Source organism: Novosphingobium sp. EMRT-2 (genome assembly GCF_005145025.1).
Lineage (GTDB): Bacteria > Pseudomonadota > Alphaproteobacteria > Sphingomonadales > Sphingomonadaceae > Novosphingobium.
Map to the genome: position 1 here is coordinate 3,230,059 of NZ_CP039695.1, position 16,795 is coordinate 3,246,853.

General features: G+C 65.8%; 15 protein-coding genes. 7 read left to right on the forward strand and 8 right to left on the reverse strand.

The genetic code is table 11. The features are described 5' to 3' along the window. Window positions 1–22 precede the first annotated feature (22 nt). Complete coding sequence (locus FA702_RS15740) at window positions 23–1,438, forward strand: aldehyde dehydrogenase family protein (protein WP_136956857.1); 1,416 nt, start codon at window positions 23–25, stop codon at window positions 1,436–1,438. 100 nt (window positions 1,439–1,538) lie between these two features. Here the strand turns inward: FA702_RS15740 and FA702_RS15745 are convergent, their stop codons facing one another. Further along, window positions 1,539–3,008 (reverse strand): aldehyde dehydrogenase, encoded by a 1,470-nt coding sequence (locus FA702_RS15745; protein ID WP_136956858.1) that lies wholly within the window; start codon window positions 3,006–3,008, stop codon window positions 1,539–1,541. Between the two features lie 115 nt (window positions 3,009–3,123). On the opposite strand from FA702_RS15745, the gene FA702_RS15750 reads away from it, so the two are divergent. The 4 genes from FA702_RS15750 to FA702_RS15765 are packed head-to-tail and all read left to right on the forward strand — an operon-like array spanning window position 3,124 to window position 6,675. Further along, the gene (locus tag FA702_RS15750) at window positions 3,124–3,762 is read left to right on the forward strand and encodes a nuclear transport factor 2 family protein (protein WP_136956859.1); all 639 of its coding nucleotides are present in this window, start codon (window positions 3,124–3,126) and stop codon (window positions 3,760–3,762) included. Further along, the gene (locus tag FA702_RS15755; RefSeq protein WP_136956860.1) at window positions 3,756–4,637 is read left to right on the forward strand and encodes a hypothetical protein; all 882 of its coding nucleotides are present in this window, start codon (window positions 3,756–3,758) and stop codon (window positions 4,635–4,637) included. The genes FA702_RS15750 and FA702_RS15755 overlap by 7 nt, the downstream gene beginning before the upstream one ends. Further along, window positions 4,634–5,428: an SDR family NAD(P)-dependent oxidoreductase gene (locus FA702_RS15760; RefSeq protein WP_168196084.1), complete on the forward strand. Its 795-nt coding sequence runs from the start codon at window positions 4,634–4,636 to the stop codon at window positions 5,426–5,428. Before FA702_RS15755 ends, FA702_RS15760 begins: the two co-directional genes overlap by 4 nt. Next, window positions 5,425–6,675, forward strand: coding sequence for an MFS transporter (locus FA702_RS15765; protein WP_136956862.1), 1,251 nt, complete (start codon window positions 5,425–5,427; stop codon window positions 6,673–6,675). The genes FA702_RS15760 and FA702_RS15765 overlap by 4 nt, the downstream gene beginning before the upstream one ends. Window positions 6,676–6,786: 111 nt before the next feature. On the opposite strand, the gene FA702_RS15770 is transcribed toward FA702_RS15765, so the two are convergent. Both FA702_RS15770 and FA702_RS15775 read right to left on the reverse strand, forming a co-directional pair. Next, window positions 6,787–8,265 carry a carotenoid oxygenase family protein gene (locus tag FA702_RS15770; protein ID WP_136956863.1) on the reverse strand — a complete coding sequence of 493 codons (1,479 nt, stop codon included), beginning with the start codon at window positions 8,263–8,265 and terminating at the stop codon, window positions 6,787–6,789. Between the two features lie 33 nt (window positions 8,266–8,298). After that, on the reverse strand, window positions 8,299–10,014 hold the full coding sequence (locus tag FA702_RS15775; protein WP_255504605.1) for a GMC family oxidoreductase: 1,716 nt from the start codon (window positions 10,012–10,014) through the stop codon (window positions 8,299–8,301). Window positions 10,015–10,119: 105 nt separating this feature from the next. Between FA702_RS15775 and FA702_RS15780 the strand changes: the two genes are divergently transcribed. Beyond that, entirely contained in the window at window positions 10,120–10,614 is a 495-nt protein-coding gene (locus FA702_RS15780; RefSeq protein ID WP_136956864.1) for a nuclear transport factor 2 family protein, read from the forward strand. Window positions 10,615–10,698: 84 nt separating this feature from the next. Here the strand turns inward: FA702_RS15780 and FA702_RS15785 are convergent, their stop codons facing one another. The 3 genes from FA702_RS15785 to FA702_RS15795 all read right to left on the reverse strand — a co-directional run bounded on the left by FA702_RS15785 (window position 10,699) and on the right by FA702_RS15795 (window position 12,736). After that, window positions 10,699–10,941, reverse strand: coding sequence for a hypothetical protein (locus tag FA702_RS15785; RefSeq protein WP_136956865.1), 243 nt, complete (start codon window positions 10,939–10,941; stop codon window positions 10,699–10,701). 31 nt (window positions 10,942–10,972) lie between these two features. Next, a complete protein-coding gene (locus FA702_RS15790) occupies window positions 10,973–12,010 on the reverse strand; it encodes a DNA topoisomerase IB (protein ID WP_255504606.1) in 1,038 nt (345 codons plus the stop codon). 354 nt (window positions 12,011–12,364) lie between these two features. Then, the gene (locus tag FA702_RS15795; RefSeq protein ID WP_168196085.1) at window positions 12,365–12,736 is read right to left on the reverse strand and encodes a response regulator; all 372 of its coding nucleotides are present in this window, start codon (window positions 12,734–12,736) and stop codon (window positions 12,365–12,367) included. A gap of 354 nt (window positions 12,737–13,090) precedes the next feature. Between FA702_RS15795 and FA702_RS15800 the strand changes: the two genes are divergently transcribed. Continuing rightward, window positions 13,091–14,254 carry a pyridoxal phosphate-dependent aminotransferase gene (locus tag FA702_RS15800; RefSeq protein WP_168196086.1) on the forward strand — a complete coding sequence of 388 codons (1,164 nt, stop codon included), beginning with the start codon at window positions 13,091–13,093 and terminating at the stop codon, window positions 14,252–14,254. On the opposite strand, the gene FA702_RS15805 is transcribed toward FA702_RS15800, so the two are convergent. Together FA702_RS15805 and egtB are read right to left on the reverse strand one after the other, a co-directional pair. Next, complete coding sequence (locus FA702_RS15805) at window positions 14,244–15,491, reverse strand: MFS transporter (protein ID WP_255504607.1); 1,248 nt, start codon at window positions 15,489–15,491, stop codon at window positions 14,244–14,246. The two genes, FA702_RS15800 and FA702_RS15805, sit on opposite strands and share 11 nt — an antisense overlap. Further along, window positions 15,488–16,765: an ergothioneine biosynthesis protein EgtB gene (gene egtB, locus FA702_RS15810; protein WP_136956869.1), complete on the reverse strand. Its 1,278-nt coding sequence runs from the start codon at window positions 16,763–16,765 to the stop codon at window positions 15,488–15,490. Before egtB ends, FA702_RS15805 begins: the two co-directional genes overlap by 4 nt. Between the last annotated feature and the right edge of the window lie 30 nt (window positions 16,766–16,795).

Genomic DNA, 16,795 nt, shown 5'->3' on the forward strand with positions numbered 1-16,795 from the left:
CGGCACCAACTGGAGAGCGAATATGAAGCACGAATTCAAACTGCTGATCGACGGCCAATCCAGGGACGGGGTAACGACCTTCGACGTCGTCAACCCCGCGACCGGCGAGGCTTTCGCGCAATGCCCGAAGGCCGATGCGGCCCAGCTTGAGGAAGCGGTCGCGGCTGCCAGGCGCGCTTTCCCGGCCTGGGCCGCCACGCCGGTTGAAGCGCGCGCCGCGCTGGTCGTGGCGCTGGCCGACGCGCTCGAGGCGAGGGCGGCCGAGTTCGCCAGCCTGCTGACGAGCGAGCAGGGCAAGCCGCTTGATCAGGCGATGTACGAGATCATGGGCAGCGTGTTCACGCTGCGCGCCTTCGCGGCCATGCGGGTCGAACCGAAAGTCCTGCGGGAAGAAGGCGGCAACAGTGTTGTCGAACACCGCACGCCGCTGGGCGTGGTGGGCGCGATCACGCCGTGGAATTTCCCGGTGATCCTGCTCATGAACAAGCTGGGGCCGGCGCTGGTGACGGGCAATTGCGTGGTGGCGAAGCCTGCGCCCACAACGCCGCTGACCACGCTTCTGTTCGGTGAACTGGCCAGGGACATCCTGCCGGCGGGCGTGTTCAACGTGTTGTGCGACCAGAACGAACTGGGGCCACTGCTGACGGGCCATCCCGATATTGCCAAGATCGCTTTCACCGGCTCCACCGCGACCGGGAAGAAGGTGATGGCGTCCGCTGCGGACAGCGTGAAGCGCGTGACGCTGGAGCTCGGCGGCAACGACGCCGCGATCGTGCTTGATGACGTCAATCCGCAGGCCGTGGCGCGCAAGGTCTATCAGGGCGCGATGACGAACGCCGGGCAGATCTGCGTCGCGATCAAGCGCGCCTATGTGCCGTCGTCCATGTACGACGAGTTCTGCGACGAACTGGCGAAGCTGGCCAACGAGGCCGTGGTCGATGACGGATCGAAGCAGGGCGCCACGATCGGTCCGGTCCAGAACAAGATGCAGTTCGAGAAGGTCGTATCGCTGCTGGACAGCGCCCGCGCCGAGGGCACCGTGCTTGCCGGCGGCGCGCCGCTGGATCGGCCGGGCTATTTCATCCCTCCCACGATCGTCCGCGATCTGCGCGACGATGCCCCGCTGGTGCGCGAGGAACAGTTCGGTCCGGTGCTGCCGGTGCTGCAATACGATGATATCGAAGACGTGATCGCCCGCGCCAACGACAGCGACTATGGCCTTGGCGGCACCGTATGGGGCAGGGACGTCGCCCGCGCGACCGAAGTGGCCAAGCGCATCGATACAGGCACCGTGTGGGTGAACCAGCACCTTGCGATCGATGCCAACATTCCGTTCCGTGGATCGAAGCAATCGGGCATCGGCGGGGAACTCGGCGAAGCCGGGCTGCTCGAATACACCCAGGCACACATCATCAACGCGGTGCCGCTGGAAGATTGAAGGTCCGGCCCGTCCTCTCCGTGATGCGGGGGCGGGCCATCCTTCCAGGAATGCAGGTGAGGGCGGGCGACTTCCGGTCGTCCGCCCTCACTGCGTTTGATCAGAGGCCCGTGGGCGCGGCATCCAGCAGGATGGACTTGGTTTCCAGATAGGGCTGGAGACCTTCCACGCCGCCTTCGCGTCCGATCCCCGATTGCTTGAAGCCGCCGAACGGCATCCCGAATTCCAGGCGCATGCCGTTCTGGCCGATGCCCCCGGTCCGCATCTGCCGCGCGATGCGATAGGCCGCATCGGCATCATGGGTAAGGACCGAGCCGTTCAGGCCGTAGCTGCTTTCGTTGGCGATGCGGATCGCATCTTCCTCGTCTTCCGCCGGGATCAAGGCGAGGACCGGGCCGAAAATCTCTTCCTGCGCGATGCGGCTGCGGTTGTCGACATTCGCGAACAGCGTCGGTTCGATGAAGTAGCCCTTGTTGAAGCTGGAGGGGCGGCCGCCCCCCGTCACGAGATCGGCGCTCTCGCGGCCCAGTGCGATGTATTCCTCCACCCGGTCGAGCTGGCGCTTCATGGCGAGCGGGCCAAGCTGCGTATCGGGCGCGTCGCTGTGCCCGATCTTGATGCCCTGCATCACGCGGGCGATGGCATCGGCCAGTTCGTCATGGCGCTTGCGGGGTACGATCGCACGGCTCAGCATGGCGCAGACCTGGCCCGACATCACGGTGATCGTGTTGCCAAGGATCGCGGCGGCAACCTCGATCGGAAAGTCGTCGCGCACGATGGCCGCGGACTTGCCGCCGAGTTCGAGCGTGCAGCGCGCGACGCGGCTGGCGCAAACCTGGCCGATGCGCTTGCCGGCGGCGGTGGAGCCGGTGAAGCTGACCTTGTCCACGTCCGGATTGTTGACGAGGTGGTCGGATGCATCGCGATCGCCGCAGACCAGATTGAGGACGCCTGCCGGCAGACCGGCGGCTTCCGCCGCTTCTGCCATGATATACGCTTCGAGCGGCGTTTCCGGCGACGGTTTCATAACGACCGTGCAACCCGCGACAAGGGCGTAGGCCACCTTGCTCGACATCGTGCTGAACGGTGCGTTCCACGGCGCGATGCACGCGGTGACGCCCACGGGCTCGCGCACGACGATCGCGGTGTCGACTTGCGAACTCGGCCGCCGTTCGACGAAGGGGAAGCTTTCGCCGAGCGAGGCGATGAAATCGAGCGTTGCCACGCCCCCGCCGTGCATGATCGGGGCGAAGCTGGCCAAGCCACCGACCTGTGCCGTCCACGCGGACGAGAGTTCGCCCACGCGCTCGCCCAGAATCGTGGCCCAGCGGCGGACAAACGCGCCGCGTTCGGCAGGAGTCAGGCCAGTCCACGCGCCGTTGTCGAACGCGCGCCGGGCGGCGGCGACGGCGGCGTCCATGTCTTCGCTGGAGGCTTCCGCCACGCGCGCGACAACCTCCTCGCTGTTGGGCGAGGTGATTTCGATCGTGCCGCCCCGGGCCGGACGAACCCATTGTCCGTCGATGAAAAGCTTGTCGGGGTGCGTTATCCGGATGCCGTCGGGGGTCATTTCGCATTCTCTCCTGCGTCTCGATAAAGTCATCGAGGTTCTTGCAATAATCATAACGAACGTTACGATGTGCTGCAACGAGATTGTCGCTCAAGCGACCAGCAGGAGAGTTCGGATGTCTGATGAAATCGCAGCGCTGCGCGAGTCGGTCGATGCCTTGAGGGAGGAGGTCGGCGCGCTGAAGCGTAAGGCGTCCATCGCGGAATCCCATCTGGCGATCTGCAATCTGCAGGCGGCCTACGGCTATTATGTCGACAAGGGGCTGTGGGACGAGGCCGCCGACATGTTCGCGCCCGACGGTACGCTCGAAATCGCGGGGCGCGGCGTTTACATCGGGCAGGACCGGGTGCGGCAGTATCTTCACGCCCTGCCGCGTTACGAACGCGGCGTCCTGTTCAACCACATGCAGCTGCAGCCCGTCATCCACATCGACTCCGACGGCCAGCGGGCGCACGGCCGGTGGCGCGCGTTCATTCTCATCGCCTGGCTGGGCGGAGAGGCGCGCTGGGGCGAAGCGGTCTATGAGAACAGCTATCGCCTGGTCGACGGCGTCTGGCGCATTCAGTCGTTGCACGCCTTCATCACGTTCTACTGCGAATTCGATCGCGGCCCCAACCACGGCGGCGTGCCCATGGTGCGCAACATCGATGGCCTTCAACCGGATCGCCCGGCGACGCACGATTACGAAGCGTTCCCGGAGGTTTTCGTCCCGCCCTTCCACTATGCCAATCCGGTGAGTGGCAAGGCATGGTGAGCGCGGTGCCTTTCGACCACGAGCGGGCGGCGCTCTATGCTGTCATGGACCAGTTCATGGAGGCGATCGTCGCGCGCGATCCGGGCCGGCTGCGCTGGGCCGACGACGTGCGCTCCACCGAAAACAACGTCGCCCTGATGATCGGCGACGGGCTGTGGGGCACGGCCACGGGGCGGGGGGACTACGACTTGCGGTTCGCCGACGTCCGTACCGGGCAGGTCGGCTTGTTCACGACCGTGATAGAAACGGTCGAGGAGTCGGCCGTCACCTTCCGGCTGGGGGTGGACCCGTCCGGCGCGATCCGCGAGGTGGAAGTGCTGGTCGTGCGCGACAGCGACGAAGCGCTGAAGTTTCCGAACCCCCGGTTCGAGCGCAAGCCCGTCATGGAAGCCTTTGTCCCGGAAGCGGAACGGATGAGCCGCGAGCGGTTGCTGACCATCGCCGATGGCTATTTCAACACGCTGGAACAGAACGACGGGCAGATTTTCACGCGCTTTCATCCCGATTGCAACCGCGTGGAAAACGGTGTGCAGACCACCAACAATCCCGATTTCATCCTGCCGATAGCCGGGCTGCCCTGCGAGGAGCAATTCAAGCTCGGCTGGTACCGCTATGATGATCGCCTGCGCGGGCGGCGCTATCCGCTGATCGATGAGGAGCGCGGGCTGGTGATGGCCTATGGCTTTATCGACCATTGCGGCCGGCTGGCGGAATACACGCTGACCAATGGGGAGCATGTCTCGTCGCTGATCCGGCGGCCGCACACGTTCTATCTCGCCGAACTGTTCAAGATCGAGGACGGCGCGCTGCGCCAGATCGAGGCGAACTTCATCACGGTTCCCTATCACATGCCATCGCCCTGGGATCGACCGTGAGCGCACGGCTGGCGAACACTGTCGCCTTCGTGACCGGGGGCGGACGCGGGCTGGGTGCCGGCATCGCCACCGCGCTGGCGGAGGCGGGCGCGGCGGTGGCCGTGGCGGCGCGCACCATGGCGCAGGTCGAGGAGACGGTCGCGTCCATCGGCGCTGCCGGGGGACGGGCCTTGGCGGTGCGCTGCGACGTCACCGATCGCGAGAGCGTGGCCGCGGCCTATGCCGAAGCGAAGGCCGCTTTCGGCGCACCAACCCTACTGGTCAACAATGCCGGCGTGCAGGGGCCGCTTGGCCCCGCCGGGTTGGTCGATACGCAGGCCTGGTGGGATACGCAGACCGTTCACGTGCTCGGCGCGCTGTTGTGCATCTCGGCCGCCTTGCCTGACATGATCGCGAACGGGGGCGGGCGGATACTGAACATCGCTTCGCAGGCCGGCACGTTCGTAGCGCCGTTCGCTTCGGCCTATGCCGTGGCGAAGGCGAGCCTGATCCGCCTGACCGAGCATATCGATGTCGAGCAGAAGGATGCTGGCGTCCGGGCGTTCGCGATCCAGCCGGGCACGATCATGACGGCGATGGCGGAAGAAACGCTGCGCTCCGAGCAGGCGCGCGCCTTCGCGAAGCCGCTGGTCTCGCTGCTGGAAGCGACGACCGAAGAGGAAAGCGCGGAAGGCATGGCGCGGCTGTGCCTGTTCGCCGTGGCATTGGCCGCCGGCGAACACGATGCGCTGGCGGGGCGCTACGTGGATATCGAAAGGGATATCCCCGGCAACGTTACGGGGAACGGATGATCGTGAAATCGGAAACACCTTCCGCCGGGGCGCGGGCATTCCTGCCGCTGCTGCTGTGCGCGCTCGTCATGTGCATCGATGGCTATGACCTCTATGCCCTGCCGCTGGTTGTGCCGCATTTGTCGGCCCAACTGGGCGTGCCGCCGCAGTCGTTCGGCGTAGCGCTGTCGGCGGTGTTGCTCGGGCTGGGGCTGGGCGCCGTGCTGATCGCGCCAATCGGCGATCGCGTGGGGCGCAGGCCTGTCATTCTTACCGCGTCCGCCCTGATGGCGTTCACATCGCTGGGTACGGCGGCCGGGGGGACGGTTACGGGATTCGCGCTCTGGCGTCTGGCGACGGGATTGTCGCTGGGGGCATGCCTTCCCAACGTCACGGCGCTCGTGGCCGAACTGGCGCCGCCGGGCAAAAGCGCGCGGACGCTGACCGTCGTTTCGATGGGCATTTCGGCCGGCGGCATCGTGGCGGGATTGCTTGCCCCGCCGCTCATCGCCGCCGGGGGATGGCAGGCGCTGTTCATGGCCGGCGGCGCGGCGACACTCGTCCTGCTGGGCGTGCTGGCCTGGCAACTGCCGGAATCGCCCACGTTCAGAAACCGTGCGCAGCAACCGCGTGAGAAGAAGAACTCCATCGCGTTCGTTCAGCTGCTGAGCCCACCGCTGCTCTTTTCGACGGTCCTGTTCGCCGGTCTTTATGCGGTGAATGCGCTGGTGCTGTATTACGTGACGAGCTGGGTGCCCACGATCCTGCCGCTTGCGGGATTCAGCATGGATACCGCATCGCGCTTCCTTTCCCTGATCCAGTTCGGCGGCCTGACGATCGGGTTGGGGCTTTCCCTGCTGCTCGATCGCGGCTGGGCGGTTCCGGCGATCGTCGGGACCTACTCGAGCGCGGTCGTGGCGCTGCTGCTGCTGGGCGTGGTCGCGCCCGGGCTGTGGAGCTGGGGCGTCCTGCTGCTTGTCGCGGGAGGTGGCATCTCGGCCGCGCACCTTGTCGTCATGGCGGTGGCGGTCGGCTTCTTTCCGCCGCACTTGCGCTCCTCCGCTATCGGCATCGCGGTTGCCGTCGCGCGGCTTGGCGCGATCGGCGGGCCGATGCTGGGAGGCCTTGTTATCGGAGCTGGTGCAAGCACGTCGCTGTTTTTCGTGCTGGCCGTGGCGCCGGCCTGCCTGTGCATCGTCGGGGCACTGCTGATCTCCCGCGCCCTGCGCATCGCGAAAGCGATGACCGAAGCGGACGCCTTCGCTTAGCGGAATCGCGCGCGCGCCCGGAAACAAGAAGCGCCCGGCGGGAACGTTCCGCCGGGCGCTTCTTGTTTCGTCCGGGCAAAGGGGAAACGCAACCGCGCTTCCCTCTTCGCTTCAGGCTGCCTGCGCGTGGGCCTGTGCCTCAGCGAGCCGCTCACTCGAAACCCAGGCGCCGTGGACCTGCGCGCGCAAGGGAACAGGAACCGTTACCCGAGCGACCGGTCCGGCTGCGATGTTGCCCCCGTCCACAATCCAAAGCTCGGATGTGAAGCGATTGGGTTCGACCTGGCGATCGACCACCGCAAGCAGCCAGCCTTCGTGATCGGCCTGTGACGAGGGGACGTGCACCGGCTCGCTGATGGCCATGCCGAACTCCAGCGGCATCATGTCCAGCCGGCCGTTGCCGGGCTCCACGCGAAGCATCGCGTTGAAGGCGGCGCCGACCGGGCCGCCGGGGAGCGGTGGTCCACCTTGCGGATTGATGGTGAGGTACCAGGCCGAGCGATAGGCGCGGCCCTGGTCGGCATCGCGCAGCCGGGGCATATCGCCCGGCGGGCCGATAAGGCGCGATTCGAAGCCTTCCCCCTCGCTGGCGAGATCGAAGGTCCAGCGGGTTAAGCCGCCACCCAGCTCGTTCTGTGCGCGGTGGACGCCTCCCGCCTCGCGCATGAAGGCGAAGGCGTTGGTGTCGGACAGACAGATGTCGAGGTGGACCTTGTCGCCATCGTCATAGGCATTCACGAAATGGAACGCGGAAACGCCCTTCGGTCCCTTGAACCAGCGCATTTCCTCGACCTTGCCATAGCGCGGCATGATGCCGACCCAGCTTTCCAGATCCTGCTGGTGCGCCCAGTGCGGGCCGCCGGCCTTCACGCGTTCGAGGTCCGTCGTGGTCGGAAAGATCGGGAAGACGGCGTATTTCTCGGTGATCGTGAAGTCATGGATCGTCGAGCAGTAGGGTTGCTGGAACCACTGCTCAGACACCAGGTTGCCGTCCTTGTCCGCGATGCAATAGGCCACGTCCGCCGTGCACAGGCCGCCGGCCTCGTAGCCGAAGAAGAACATCTCGCCCGTTTCGGCATCGACGCGGGGATGCGCCGTGAAGGTCTTGGATTTTAGCGCGCCATGGTAATCCCAGCGCCCGATCGTTGCGAGCGTTTCGGGATCGATTTCGTAGGCAAGGCCGTCCTCCTTGGTCATGAATAGCCGGCCGGCATGCCAGACGGGGGTGGTATTCGATACCGTGCCGTCGATTCCCTGGGCCTCCGCATCATCGGTAAACGGGTTGCGATATTTGCCGAACACGGCCCGCCCCGCTGCCTTTTCGGCCTTGTAGCGCGCGGTTTCGACGTAGCGGATCGCGAAATTGACCTTGCCGTCGCGGATGCCGAATTTCGAGACCATCCCGTCGCCCGAAAGAACGATCTCGTCCTCGAACTTCGGCGGATAGGCCGGATCGGGCACGGCGCGGAAAAACGCCCCGTCGATTTCCCGCGGGATATCGCCGACCACGTCCAGATCGTGCGCCGACCATTCCAGGCGGACGGGGGCGTTCAGGCCAGTGAAGTGAATGGTTTCGGGGAAATTCGCCATGGGCTTGATCCTCTCATGCAGGGGTATGCCGTTTCAGGTGTTGCGCCGCAGGGTCTTGAGGACGTGGTCGGCGCCCTTGTCGCCCACCATGATGGCAGTGGCGTTGGTGTTTCCGGCGGGCAGGGACGGAAATATCGACGCGTCCGCGACCCAAAGCCCGTTAACGCCGATCACTTGCAGGTCGGGGTCCACCACGGCCATCGGGTCCGTGGCGGCGCCGATCTTGGCGGTCCCCACCGGATGGAACATCGGGATGGCCGCGGCCCTGACATAGCTGCGCAACTCGTCCCGGCCGGTCAGAGCCGGGCCAGGCCGCAGCTCCTCGGTGATGAACGGCGCGATCGGGGTTTGCGCCAGGATGTTCCGTGCCATCGCGATACCTTCGACGATCTGGTCGACGTCGTCGTCGGTCGAAAGCTGCTGATGATGGATCACCGGCGGGGCCATGGGATCGGTGGACTTCAGCGTGATCCGGCCGCGATAGCTGGGGCGCATCAGCCCGACCAGGGTCGAGACCGAGGCGTTTTTTCGCAGCATCAGCCTGCCCTGGTCGTCGAAGTCGAACGCGAAGGCGGCGAAGGAAAGCTGAAGATTGGGGGCAGGCAGGTCCGGGCGGCTCTTCACGAACGCCTGGGCGTGGCCGATGGACGTGCTCAGCGCGCCCTGCCGCGATAGCGCGTATCGGAATACCGACAATGCGCCGCGAAGCCCCTGCGCATCATCGTTCAGGGTATGTGCGTTCACCGCATTGACGATATGCGTGCCCACATGATCCTGCAGGTTGCGCCCCACGCCTTCGCGATGGCAGACCACGGGCACGCCGACGTCGGCAAGATGGTCCGCCGGGCCGACGCCGGACAGCATCAGCAACCGTGGCGTGTTCATCGCGCCTGCACTCACGACGACGCCGTGCCGGGCGAGCAGGGTCTTCTCCGTCCCGTCCTGAAGATAGGCGATGCCAACGGCTCGCCCGTGCTCGATCAGGATGCGAAGCACCTGCGCGCCCAGCAATGTGCGCGGCGGGGTCGATCCCTTGAAGTCGTGGAGATAGCCGCGCGCCGACGAACAGCGCGTGCCGTCCCGTTGCGAGACTTGCACGTAGTCGACACCTTCGGCCTTTTCGCCGTTCAGGTCGCGCCGTTCGATGCCGGTCTGCTCTGCGGCGGCGATCCACGCATCGGTAATGGGATAGCGCGCGCGCCCTTCGGAGACGGAAATGGGGCCACCGGTCCCGCGCCAGGCATCCGCGCCGCGCTCGTTGTCCTCCATCCGCCGGAAGTAGGGCAGGACGGACTCGTAGTCCCAGCCGGCGGCGCCCAGCGCGCGCCAGTTATCGTAGTCCCACCGGTGGCCGCGGATGAACATCATCCCGTTCAATGCGCTGCCGCCGCCCAGCAGCTTGCCCGCCGGCCAGATGTCCGCGCGGCCGCCCAGGGATTCGTCGGGTTCGACCTGGTAGCACCAGTCGAAAGCCGGGTTCTGGACAATCGAGCTGGTCAGGGCCGGGATACGGGAGCGAAAATGTTGATCGGACACACCCGCTTCCACGAGCGTTACATTCAACCCGGCCGATGCAAGGCGGCCGGTCATTGCCGCGCCGGCCGATCCGCCGCCAATCACGATTATATCGGTTTCGCTCACGCGCTGCGTCTTTCTGTATCGGTTTGCTGGAATTTCTCGATTAGAGGCGTAGCGCGTAGCAACTTTTTCACGCCACATACGGCTGCTTTCGCCGACGATGCCGTGCATCCCGTGCGGCTTCGCACCTTGGAACTCCTTTGCGATTTCAGGCTACCTCTTGCATTTAAAAATAACGATCGTTACGGTTGTGTCAACAGAATGGAGAGGAATACGATGGCTCTTTCGGTTGAGGATCGCTTTGCGCTGGAGGATCTGCTGGCTGCCTATGCCTGGGCGCTCGATACCGGGGACGTGGAAGGCCTGGTTGCCTGCTTCACGCCCGACGCCCGCATGGTCGAAGAGGTTTTCGAGGAGCCCGACATCTGGGAAGGCCATGACGGCATTCGCGGAATCGCCGAGCACTACCGCAACGCCGAAGGCTTTCCCGGCCGCCAGCACCATGTGTCGCAAGTGCAGTACATGCCGCAGGAAGACGGCACGGTGAAAATGCGATCGTTCGCGTTCGTGACCGAGTGCGCCGGCGATACGCCGTTCGACCTGCGCTTTGCCGGCTATTACGAGGATCACGCGATGAAGGGCGAAGACGGCCGCTGGCGTTTGCACCGCCGCGTGGCCCGGTTGTGGGACGGCGAAATCCTCAAGAATTTCCCGGGCCGTGGGCAGTGGACGCCACGCAAGCGTCCCGCTTCGCTGATTATCAAGCGGTAAGGCGGAGTTTGGCGCCTCGCGCCTTTTCCGCGTTGCACGCACGGACGCGCCGATCACGCCGCATCGCCGTGATCGGGTATCGCCTTACTTTACGATCCCGATAACGGCATTGGCCACTGCGGAACGCGTGTACTGGCGCCGCTCGCCCTTGGCAGCGGTCCACCACCGGGTCACGAGTTCCACGTCCGGTCCTGCCACGCGCTCGTCCGCCGGGGCGGTGACGGAAATCCGGTCGCAACGCGGTTCGTGGACTGGATCGATTGCTGCCGAGCCGATGCCCAGCGTGGACCGGATGCCGGAGAGGGAGACGCTGCGCGATGGGGGCAAGGCCCACAGCGCCTGCCCCAAGTCTGGACCTTCAACGGCGAAGCAGGCGCAGGACGGACCGCTCCAGCGTGCTGAGCCCGGGCTTCCGCTGCGGCTCCCGTCCTGTCGGAACGTCGTGCTGCCGTGCGCCGCGCAACGGCGTGAGGCTCTGGTCCATCCAGGCATCGATTACCGCCGGGTGAATATAGCATTTCCGGCAAACAGCCGGCGTGTTCCCAAGCGCCGATGCCACCGCCGTCACGGCATCGCGGACGGCGCGAGTGGCCGCCGCCGTGCTTTCGCACGGTTCGGCCTGCGCCAGGATGCGGGCGGCCATCATAGTTCCCGCCCATGTGCGGAAATCCTTCGCGGTGGCATCGATGCCGGCGATTTCCCGCAGGTAGAGATTGACGTCCTCCGACGTTACCGCGCGGATTTGCCGTTCTCCATCCTCGTATTCGAACAGATGCTGCCCCGGCAGGTCCTGACACTGCCGGACGATGCGCGCGACGTTCCGGTCTTGCAGGCGCAGGTTCCACTGCCTGCCGCTCTTGCCCCGGAAGCGGAACCGCAGTTCCCCGCCGTCGATCCGGACATGACGCCGCCCCAGCGTGGTCAGCCCGAAACTGCGGTTGGCGCGGGCGTATTCGGCATTGCCGACCCGGATCATGGTCTTTTCAAGCAGGTAAACCACGGTGGCGAGAACCTTCTCGCGCGGGAGGCCGGCGAGGCGCATATGCGCATCGACAGCGCCGCGGATTCGGGGAAGCCGCCGCGCGAAGTCCAGCATGTGCGCGTACTTCGCCGCATCGCGCAATGCCCGGAAATCCTGGTGATAGATGTATTGCTTGCGACCGCGCGCATCCCGTCCGGTGGCCTGGATGTGACCGTTGCTCCGGGGACATATCCATACTTCGGTCCACGCCGGCGGTACGGCGAGCGCCCGGACCCGCCGGAGCGTTGCACCGTCCGCGATGGTACGGCCTTGCGGGTCGCGATAGCTCCAGCCCTTGCCCCGCCGACGGCGCGTGATGCCGGCCTCGCTGTCGGCACTGTAGACCAAGCCCGCTTCGTCAATGCTCCCGGCCACCACCGGTTCCGTGTTCTCCATACGGGAAAAGCGAAGAACGCACGATCCGGTTCCGCCCATGCCACGGAAAAGGAACACGCACACATGCGTTAGCAATGGCTGGCCGGATGGATCGCGGATCGTTCCTCCCTGAGGATGGCTTGCGCAAGCGGGCTATCCCCGGCGACGATATCCGTTGCCGTTGGAGACCACCAATGGCGGAAGAAGCCGAACGTGTCGGACAGCATCAGGAGCGGCGGCTGCGCGCTGCAGCCGGGAAGGGCAGGCGCGTCGCTTCCTGGCAGCGATCAGCATAGCGATGGAAGGATGGATCACCGTCCTTGATGCTGGCGAGCCGAAATGGGCGTTCGCCATCTAAGCCTCGATCAGGTTGCCAATCCCTTGCAGCAATGCCGCCATACGTATCGGCTTCTGGAAGTTCCCTATCCCGTCGAAACGATCGGGGATTGCCGCTGGGGCGTATCCGGTTGTGAAAAGGTAGGGGATGGAGTGCTCGTCGAGGTATTCGGCGACGGCATACGTCATTCCGCCTTCCAGCCCGATATCAACCAGGGCGCAGGCAATGTCCTGTTCCGAACCGGCAAGGTGCAGCGCGTCCTCCAGCACACCGACCGGGCCGACCACATCGGCCCCCGCTTCAAGCAGGCAGACCCGCAACTCCTCCGCGATCAAACATTCATCTTCGACGACCAGAATTTTCGGTCGATTCGATAAGAGCGTGGACATGCATTTATTCCACATCGCCGTGGAATAGAAATCCGGCGGATGCACAAGGCGACACCATGCAACGGGGATTGGCGGAGCGCGCCATCACGCGAAGCTCCCGGCAACCGGTATCGGCTTTGCGCCCTATTCCGTCAATCGCCGAAGTGCTGATCCATGTTGGTCCGCCGGAACCGGCCCACTGTTTCGACGGGGCACTCGCGACAGGTGCGCAGTCGGCGTGAAGCCAGGCGACCGGCAGGGTGGTGCGCCATGTTCGCAAGCGGCTTGCCGTTCGGTCGCCGCTTGCATACCAAGCCTTCGCGGCTCGCCATCATCGCATATGACCGGCCCTTGCGAAGCCGCGTTCAAGCTCGCGTGACCGACTTTCGCAGGAAGGATGACCAAGCCTTGCGCTATCTGGACTGGGTCTATCACGTTGCGGCCAAGGGCAGGCTGTCGCTGTATGACAGTTCCGTCAGCGCGCCCGATGCGCTGCTGGCGGAGGCTGCGCGCAAGACGTTCGGTGATGCCGGGCAGGCCTCCCTCGCACCGGTATTTGGTGGCGGCAGCATGGCGATGCGGCGGCACCTGGCGGATGCCTTTGGCATCAGCGATGATCGCGTGGTGGCGACCTCGGGCGTGTCGTCGGGACTGGCGCTGGTGTTCGCCGCGTTGGCGCGCAGGGTAGAGCACGTGCTGATCGAGCGGCCGGGTTACCAGCCGTTCGAGGACATCGCCCGGGCCGCCGGACTGCAGGCCGAAGGCTTCCGGCGCAGCGGCGCGCAAATGCGCCCGGATCTCGCCGATCTGGGCAAGCGCCTGCGCCCGGAAACGCGGATGATCGTGCTGTCGCACCTGCATAATCCCACCGGCCTGCCATTGCTCGATGATGACCTGGCGGCGCTGGTCGCGCTATGTGAGGCGGCCGGAATCTGGCTGGTGCTGGACGAGATCTACGGCGCTTTTGCCGATGATCGAAGCCTGGCCGCGCTGCGATCGCCGGCGGTCATCAGCCTTTCGGGCCTGTCCAAGATTTTCGGCCTGGGGGCGCTGCGCTGCGGTTGGATCGTGGCTTCCGCTGCCGTGGCGAAAAGGCTGCGCCATGCCAGCGTGCATCATGATACCGGTCTTTCGGCGGTCTCCCAAGCGATTGGCCTGGCGGTGTTGCAGGACTGGTGCCGGTTTCGGGCGCGCACGCAGGCCATCCTTGATGCCAACCGTCCGATCATGGTGGACTGGCTGATCCGGATGGCGGGGGAAGGCCTGGTATCAGGCGGTCTTTCGCCCTGGGGATGCCTTGCCTTTCCCGGCCTTGAGGGCATGGCGCGCACCGATGGGTTTGCCGCCTGGCTGCTGGCGACGCGCGGCGTGATCGTAGCGCCTGGGCACTATTGGGGAGCGCCCGCACACATTCGCTTGGGTTGCGGCATGGCGCAGGACACGCTGGTGCAGGGGTTGGCGGAACTGGAGCAGGCCTTGCGCGCCTATGCCACCATGGACGAACCGCAGCGGCGCGAGGTTGATGCCTTCAGCCCGTGACCTTGCGCCTGGGCAACAGTACCATCAGCGCAAGCCCTGAACCCAGGGCGACAACCGCGATCATGATCCCGGGCACTTCCGTAAGGCCGGTCGCCTGCTGTAGGCGATGCGCCAGATAGGGCGTCAGCCCGCCGAACAGGGCGGTGGCGCTGGTCGCGCCGAGCGCGAGGCCGCTCAGCCGCGCGCGCGCCGAAAATTGCTCCGCGGTGGCCACGGTGCCCACCGCGCTGACGCCGCCTGCGAGCGCTGCCAGCGTGGCGATGGCCCCGAGCGCGGCCGGGGCCGATCCACTGGCGATGAGCCGGAACAGCGCCATGGGCAGCAAGGCACAGCCCGCGCACAGGCCCAGCAGCACCCAGCGGCGCCCCGCCACGTCCGACAGCCAGCCGACCAGCGGGGTCACCGCGATCACCACCAGCGCGGCGAGGGTGGAATACTCCAGCGCCACCTCTTCGTTGTGCCAGCCGACCGAGGCCATGTAGGATGGGACATAGGTGATGCCGACGTAATAGGAGATCGAGCCCAGCGCGGAAATCGCGAAGCCCGTGGCGATCCCTTTGCGTTCGTGGCGCAGGGCATAGGCCAGCGGCGAAGGCTGGCCCGCCGCCGGCCGATGAAAGGCCGGCGTTTCCGCGATCATCCCTCGCGCCAGCCAGATCGCGCCCGCCAGCACCGCGCCGAACAGGAACGGCACCCGCCAGCCCCAGCCATCGAGGCTGGCCGCGTCCAGCGTGCTTGTCAGCACGGCGCACAGGCCCACCGCCAGCAAGCCACCGATCTCGCTGGCGGCGGCCGCCAGTGAGGTGATCAGACCGCGACGGTGGGCGGGCGCGGTTTCGTAAAGGTATGTTACGACCGAGGTATATTCGCCCCCCACGCTGAACCCCATCAGGCAGCGCATCGCGATCAGGCCCCAGCCCGCCCATGCGCCCGCCTGCCGGTAAGTCGGCAGCAGGGCGATGCACAGCATGGCCAGTGTCATCGCTGCCATCGAGAGCAGCAGCGCGGGCTTGCGCCCCTTGCGATCGCCCAGCACCCCCAGCAGGACCGCGCCGAACGGCCGCATCAGATAGGCGATGGCAAAGCCGGCCAAGGTGTCGCCCAGCGCTTCCTTGCCCGGCCCGAAGAACACCCGCGACAAGGTGGGCGCGAAATAGAGGCACAGGGTGAAATCATACCATTCCACCACGGTGGAGCCGCCCACCGCCAGCATGGCCAGCTTGCGTTTGGGTGTCATGCCCGATCCGTGGCCCCGGCCTTGGTCCCGTCTTTGGCAAGGCGCAGCCCCATGAATTGCCAGCGCTGGTGGGGGTAGAAGAAGTTGCGATAGGTAGCGCGGGCGTGGCCGCGCGGCGTGGCACAACTGCTGCCGCGCAGCACGAACTGGCTGCTCATGAACTTGCCGTTGTATTCGCCGATCGCGCCGTCGGCGATCCGAAAACCGGGATAGGGGCGATAGGCGCTGCCGGTCCATTCCCACACGTCGCCAAAGAAGGAGGCGCCACCCGCGCGGGGGCGAATGTCGCCGCCCTGATCCAGCTGGTTGCCGCCGCATGGATCGTGCGCCGCTGCGGCGCTTTCCCATTCCGCCTCGGTGGGCAATCGCGCGCCGGCCCAGGTGGCGAAGGCATCGGCTTCGTACAGGCTGATGTGGCAGACGGGGGCGGACGGGTCGACGGCGTGCCGCCCGCTCAGGCCAAAGCTGGAAAAGGCGCCATCGTCCTCGCGCCAGTAGAGCGGCGCGGTGACCGCCTGCGCCTGCACCCATGCCCATCCATCGGCCAGCCACAGGCGCGGATCGCGATAGCCGCCATCGCGGATGAACTCGATCCATTCGCCGTTGGTGACGCGCCTGTCCGCCAGCGTATGCGGCGCCAGCATGGTCTGGTGGCGGGGGCCTTCGCAATCAAACGCGAAGCCCTGGCCATCATGGCCGATCTCCACGATGCCGCCGTCTTTCGTGATCCAGCCGATGGGGGCGCGTGTGGGCAGAGGTGGGGCGCCCGGCGTTTCCGCGTGCGGCCAGATCGCGCATTCCAGCGGGTTCTGAGCGAAGGCGTGGAGAATGTCGGTCAGCAGCAGTTCCTGATGCTGTTGCTCGTGGTGGCAACCCAGTTCGACCAGCGCCAGCACATCGGGCGGCAGATCGCCGATTGCAGCAAGCAACGCCTCGTCCACCGCACGGCGATAGGCGAGTATCTCCGGCAACGAAGGGCGCGAGAGCATGCCGCGCGCCGCGCGCGCCATGCGCTGGCCTTCGGCCTCGTAATAGCTGTTGAACAGAAACGGCCACTCCGCACGATAGGGGCGATAGCCCGCCACATGATCGCGCAGGACGAAGGTTTCAAAGAACCAGGTGGTATGCGCCAGATGCCATTTGGCGGGCGATGCATCGGGCATGGACTGAATGGTGGCATCGGCATCCGACAGCGGCGCGGCCAGTTGTTCGGTCAGGGCGCGCACCGCGCGGTAGTGCCGCGCCAGAGCGCCCGGGTCCTGCGAAACATTCATGTCAACACCACATCCTGAACTTAAGCGGCG

Bases quoted from the DNA above. Each gene is read 5' to 3' on its own strand.
- FA702_RS15740 (WP_136956857.1), top strand. From the start codon at position 23: ATGAAGCACGAATTCAAACTGCTGATCGACGGCCAATCCAGGGACGGG.
- FA702_RS15745 (WP_136956858.1), bottom strand. From the start codon at position 3,008: ATGACCCCCGACGGCATCCGGATAACGCACCCCGACAAGCTTTTCATC.
- FA702_RS15750 (WP_136956859.1), top strand. From the start codon at position 3,124: ATGTCTGATGAAATCGCAGCGCTGCGCGAGTCGGTCGATGCCTTGAGG.
- FA702_RS15755 (WP_136956860.1), top strand. From the start codon at position 3,756: ATGGTGAGCGCGGTGCCTTTCGACCACGAGCGGGCGGCGCTCTATGCT.
- FA702_RS15765 (WP_136956862.1), top strand. From the start codon at position 5,425: ATGATCGTGAAATCGGAAACACCTTCCGCCGGGGCGCGGGCATTCCTG.
- FA702_RS15770 (WP_136956863.1), bottom strand. From the start codon at position 8,265: ATGGCGAATTTCCCCGAAACCATTCACTTCACTGGCCTGAACGCCCCC.
- FA702_RS15775 (WP_255504605.1), bottom strand. From the start codon at position 10,014: ATGCACGGCATCGTCGGCGAAAGCAGCCGTATGTGGCGTGAAAAAGTT.
- FA702_RS15780 (WP_136956864.1), top strand. From the start codon at position 10,120: ATGGCTCTTTCGGTTGAGGATCGCTTTGCGCTGGAGGATCTGCTGGCT.
- FA702_RS15795 (WP_168196085.1), bottom strand. From the start codon at position 12,736: ATGTCCACGCTCTTATCGAATCGACCGAAAATTCTGGTCGTCGAAGAT.
- FA702_RS15805 (WP_255504607.1), bottom strand. From the start codon at position 15,491: ATGACACCCAAACGCAAGCTGGCCATGCTGGCGGTGGGCGGCTCCACC.
- egtB (WP_136956869.1), bottom strand. From the start codon at position 16,765: ATGAATGTTTCGCAGGACCCGGGCGCTCTGGCGCGGCACTACCGCGCG.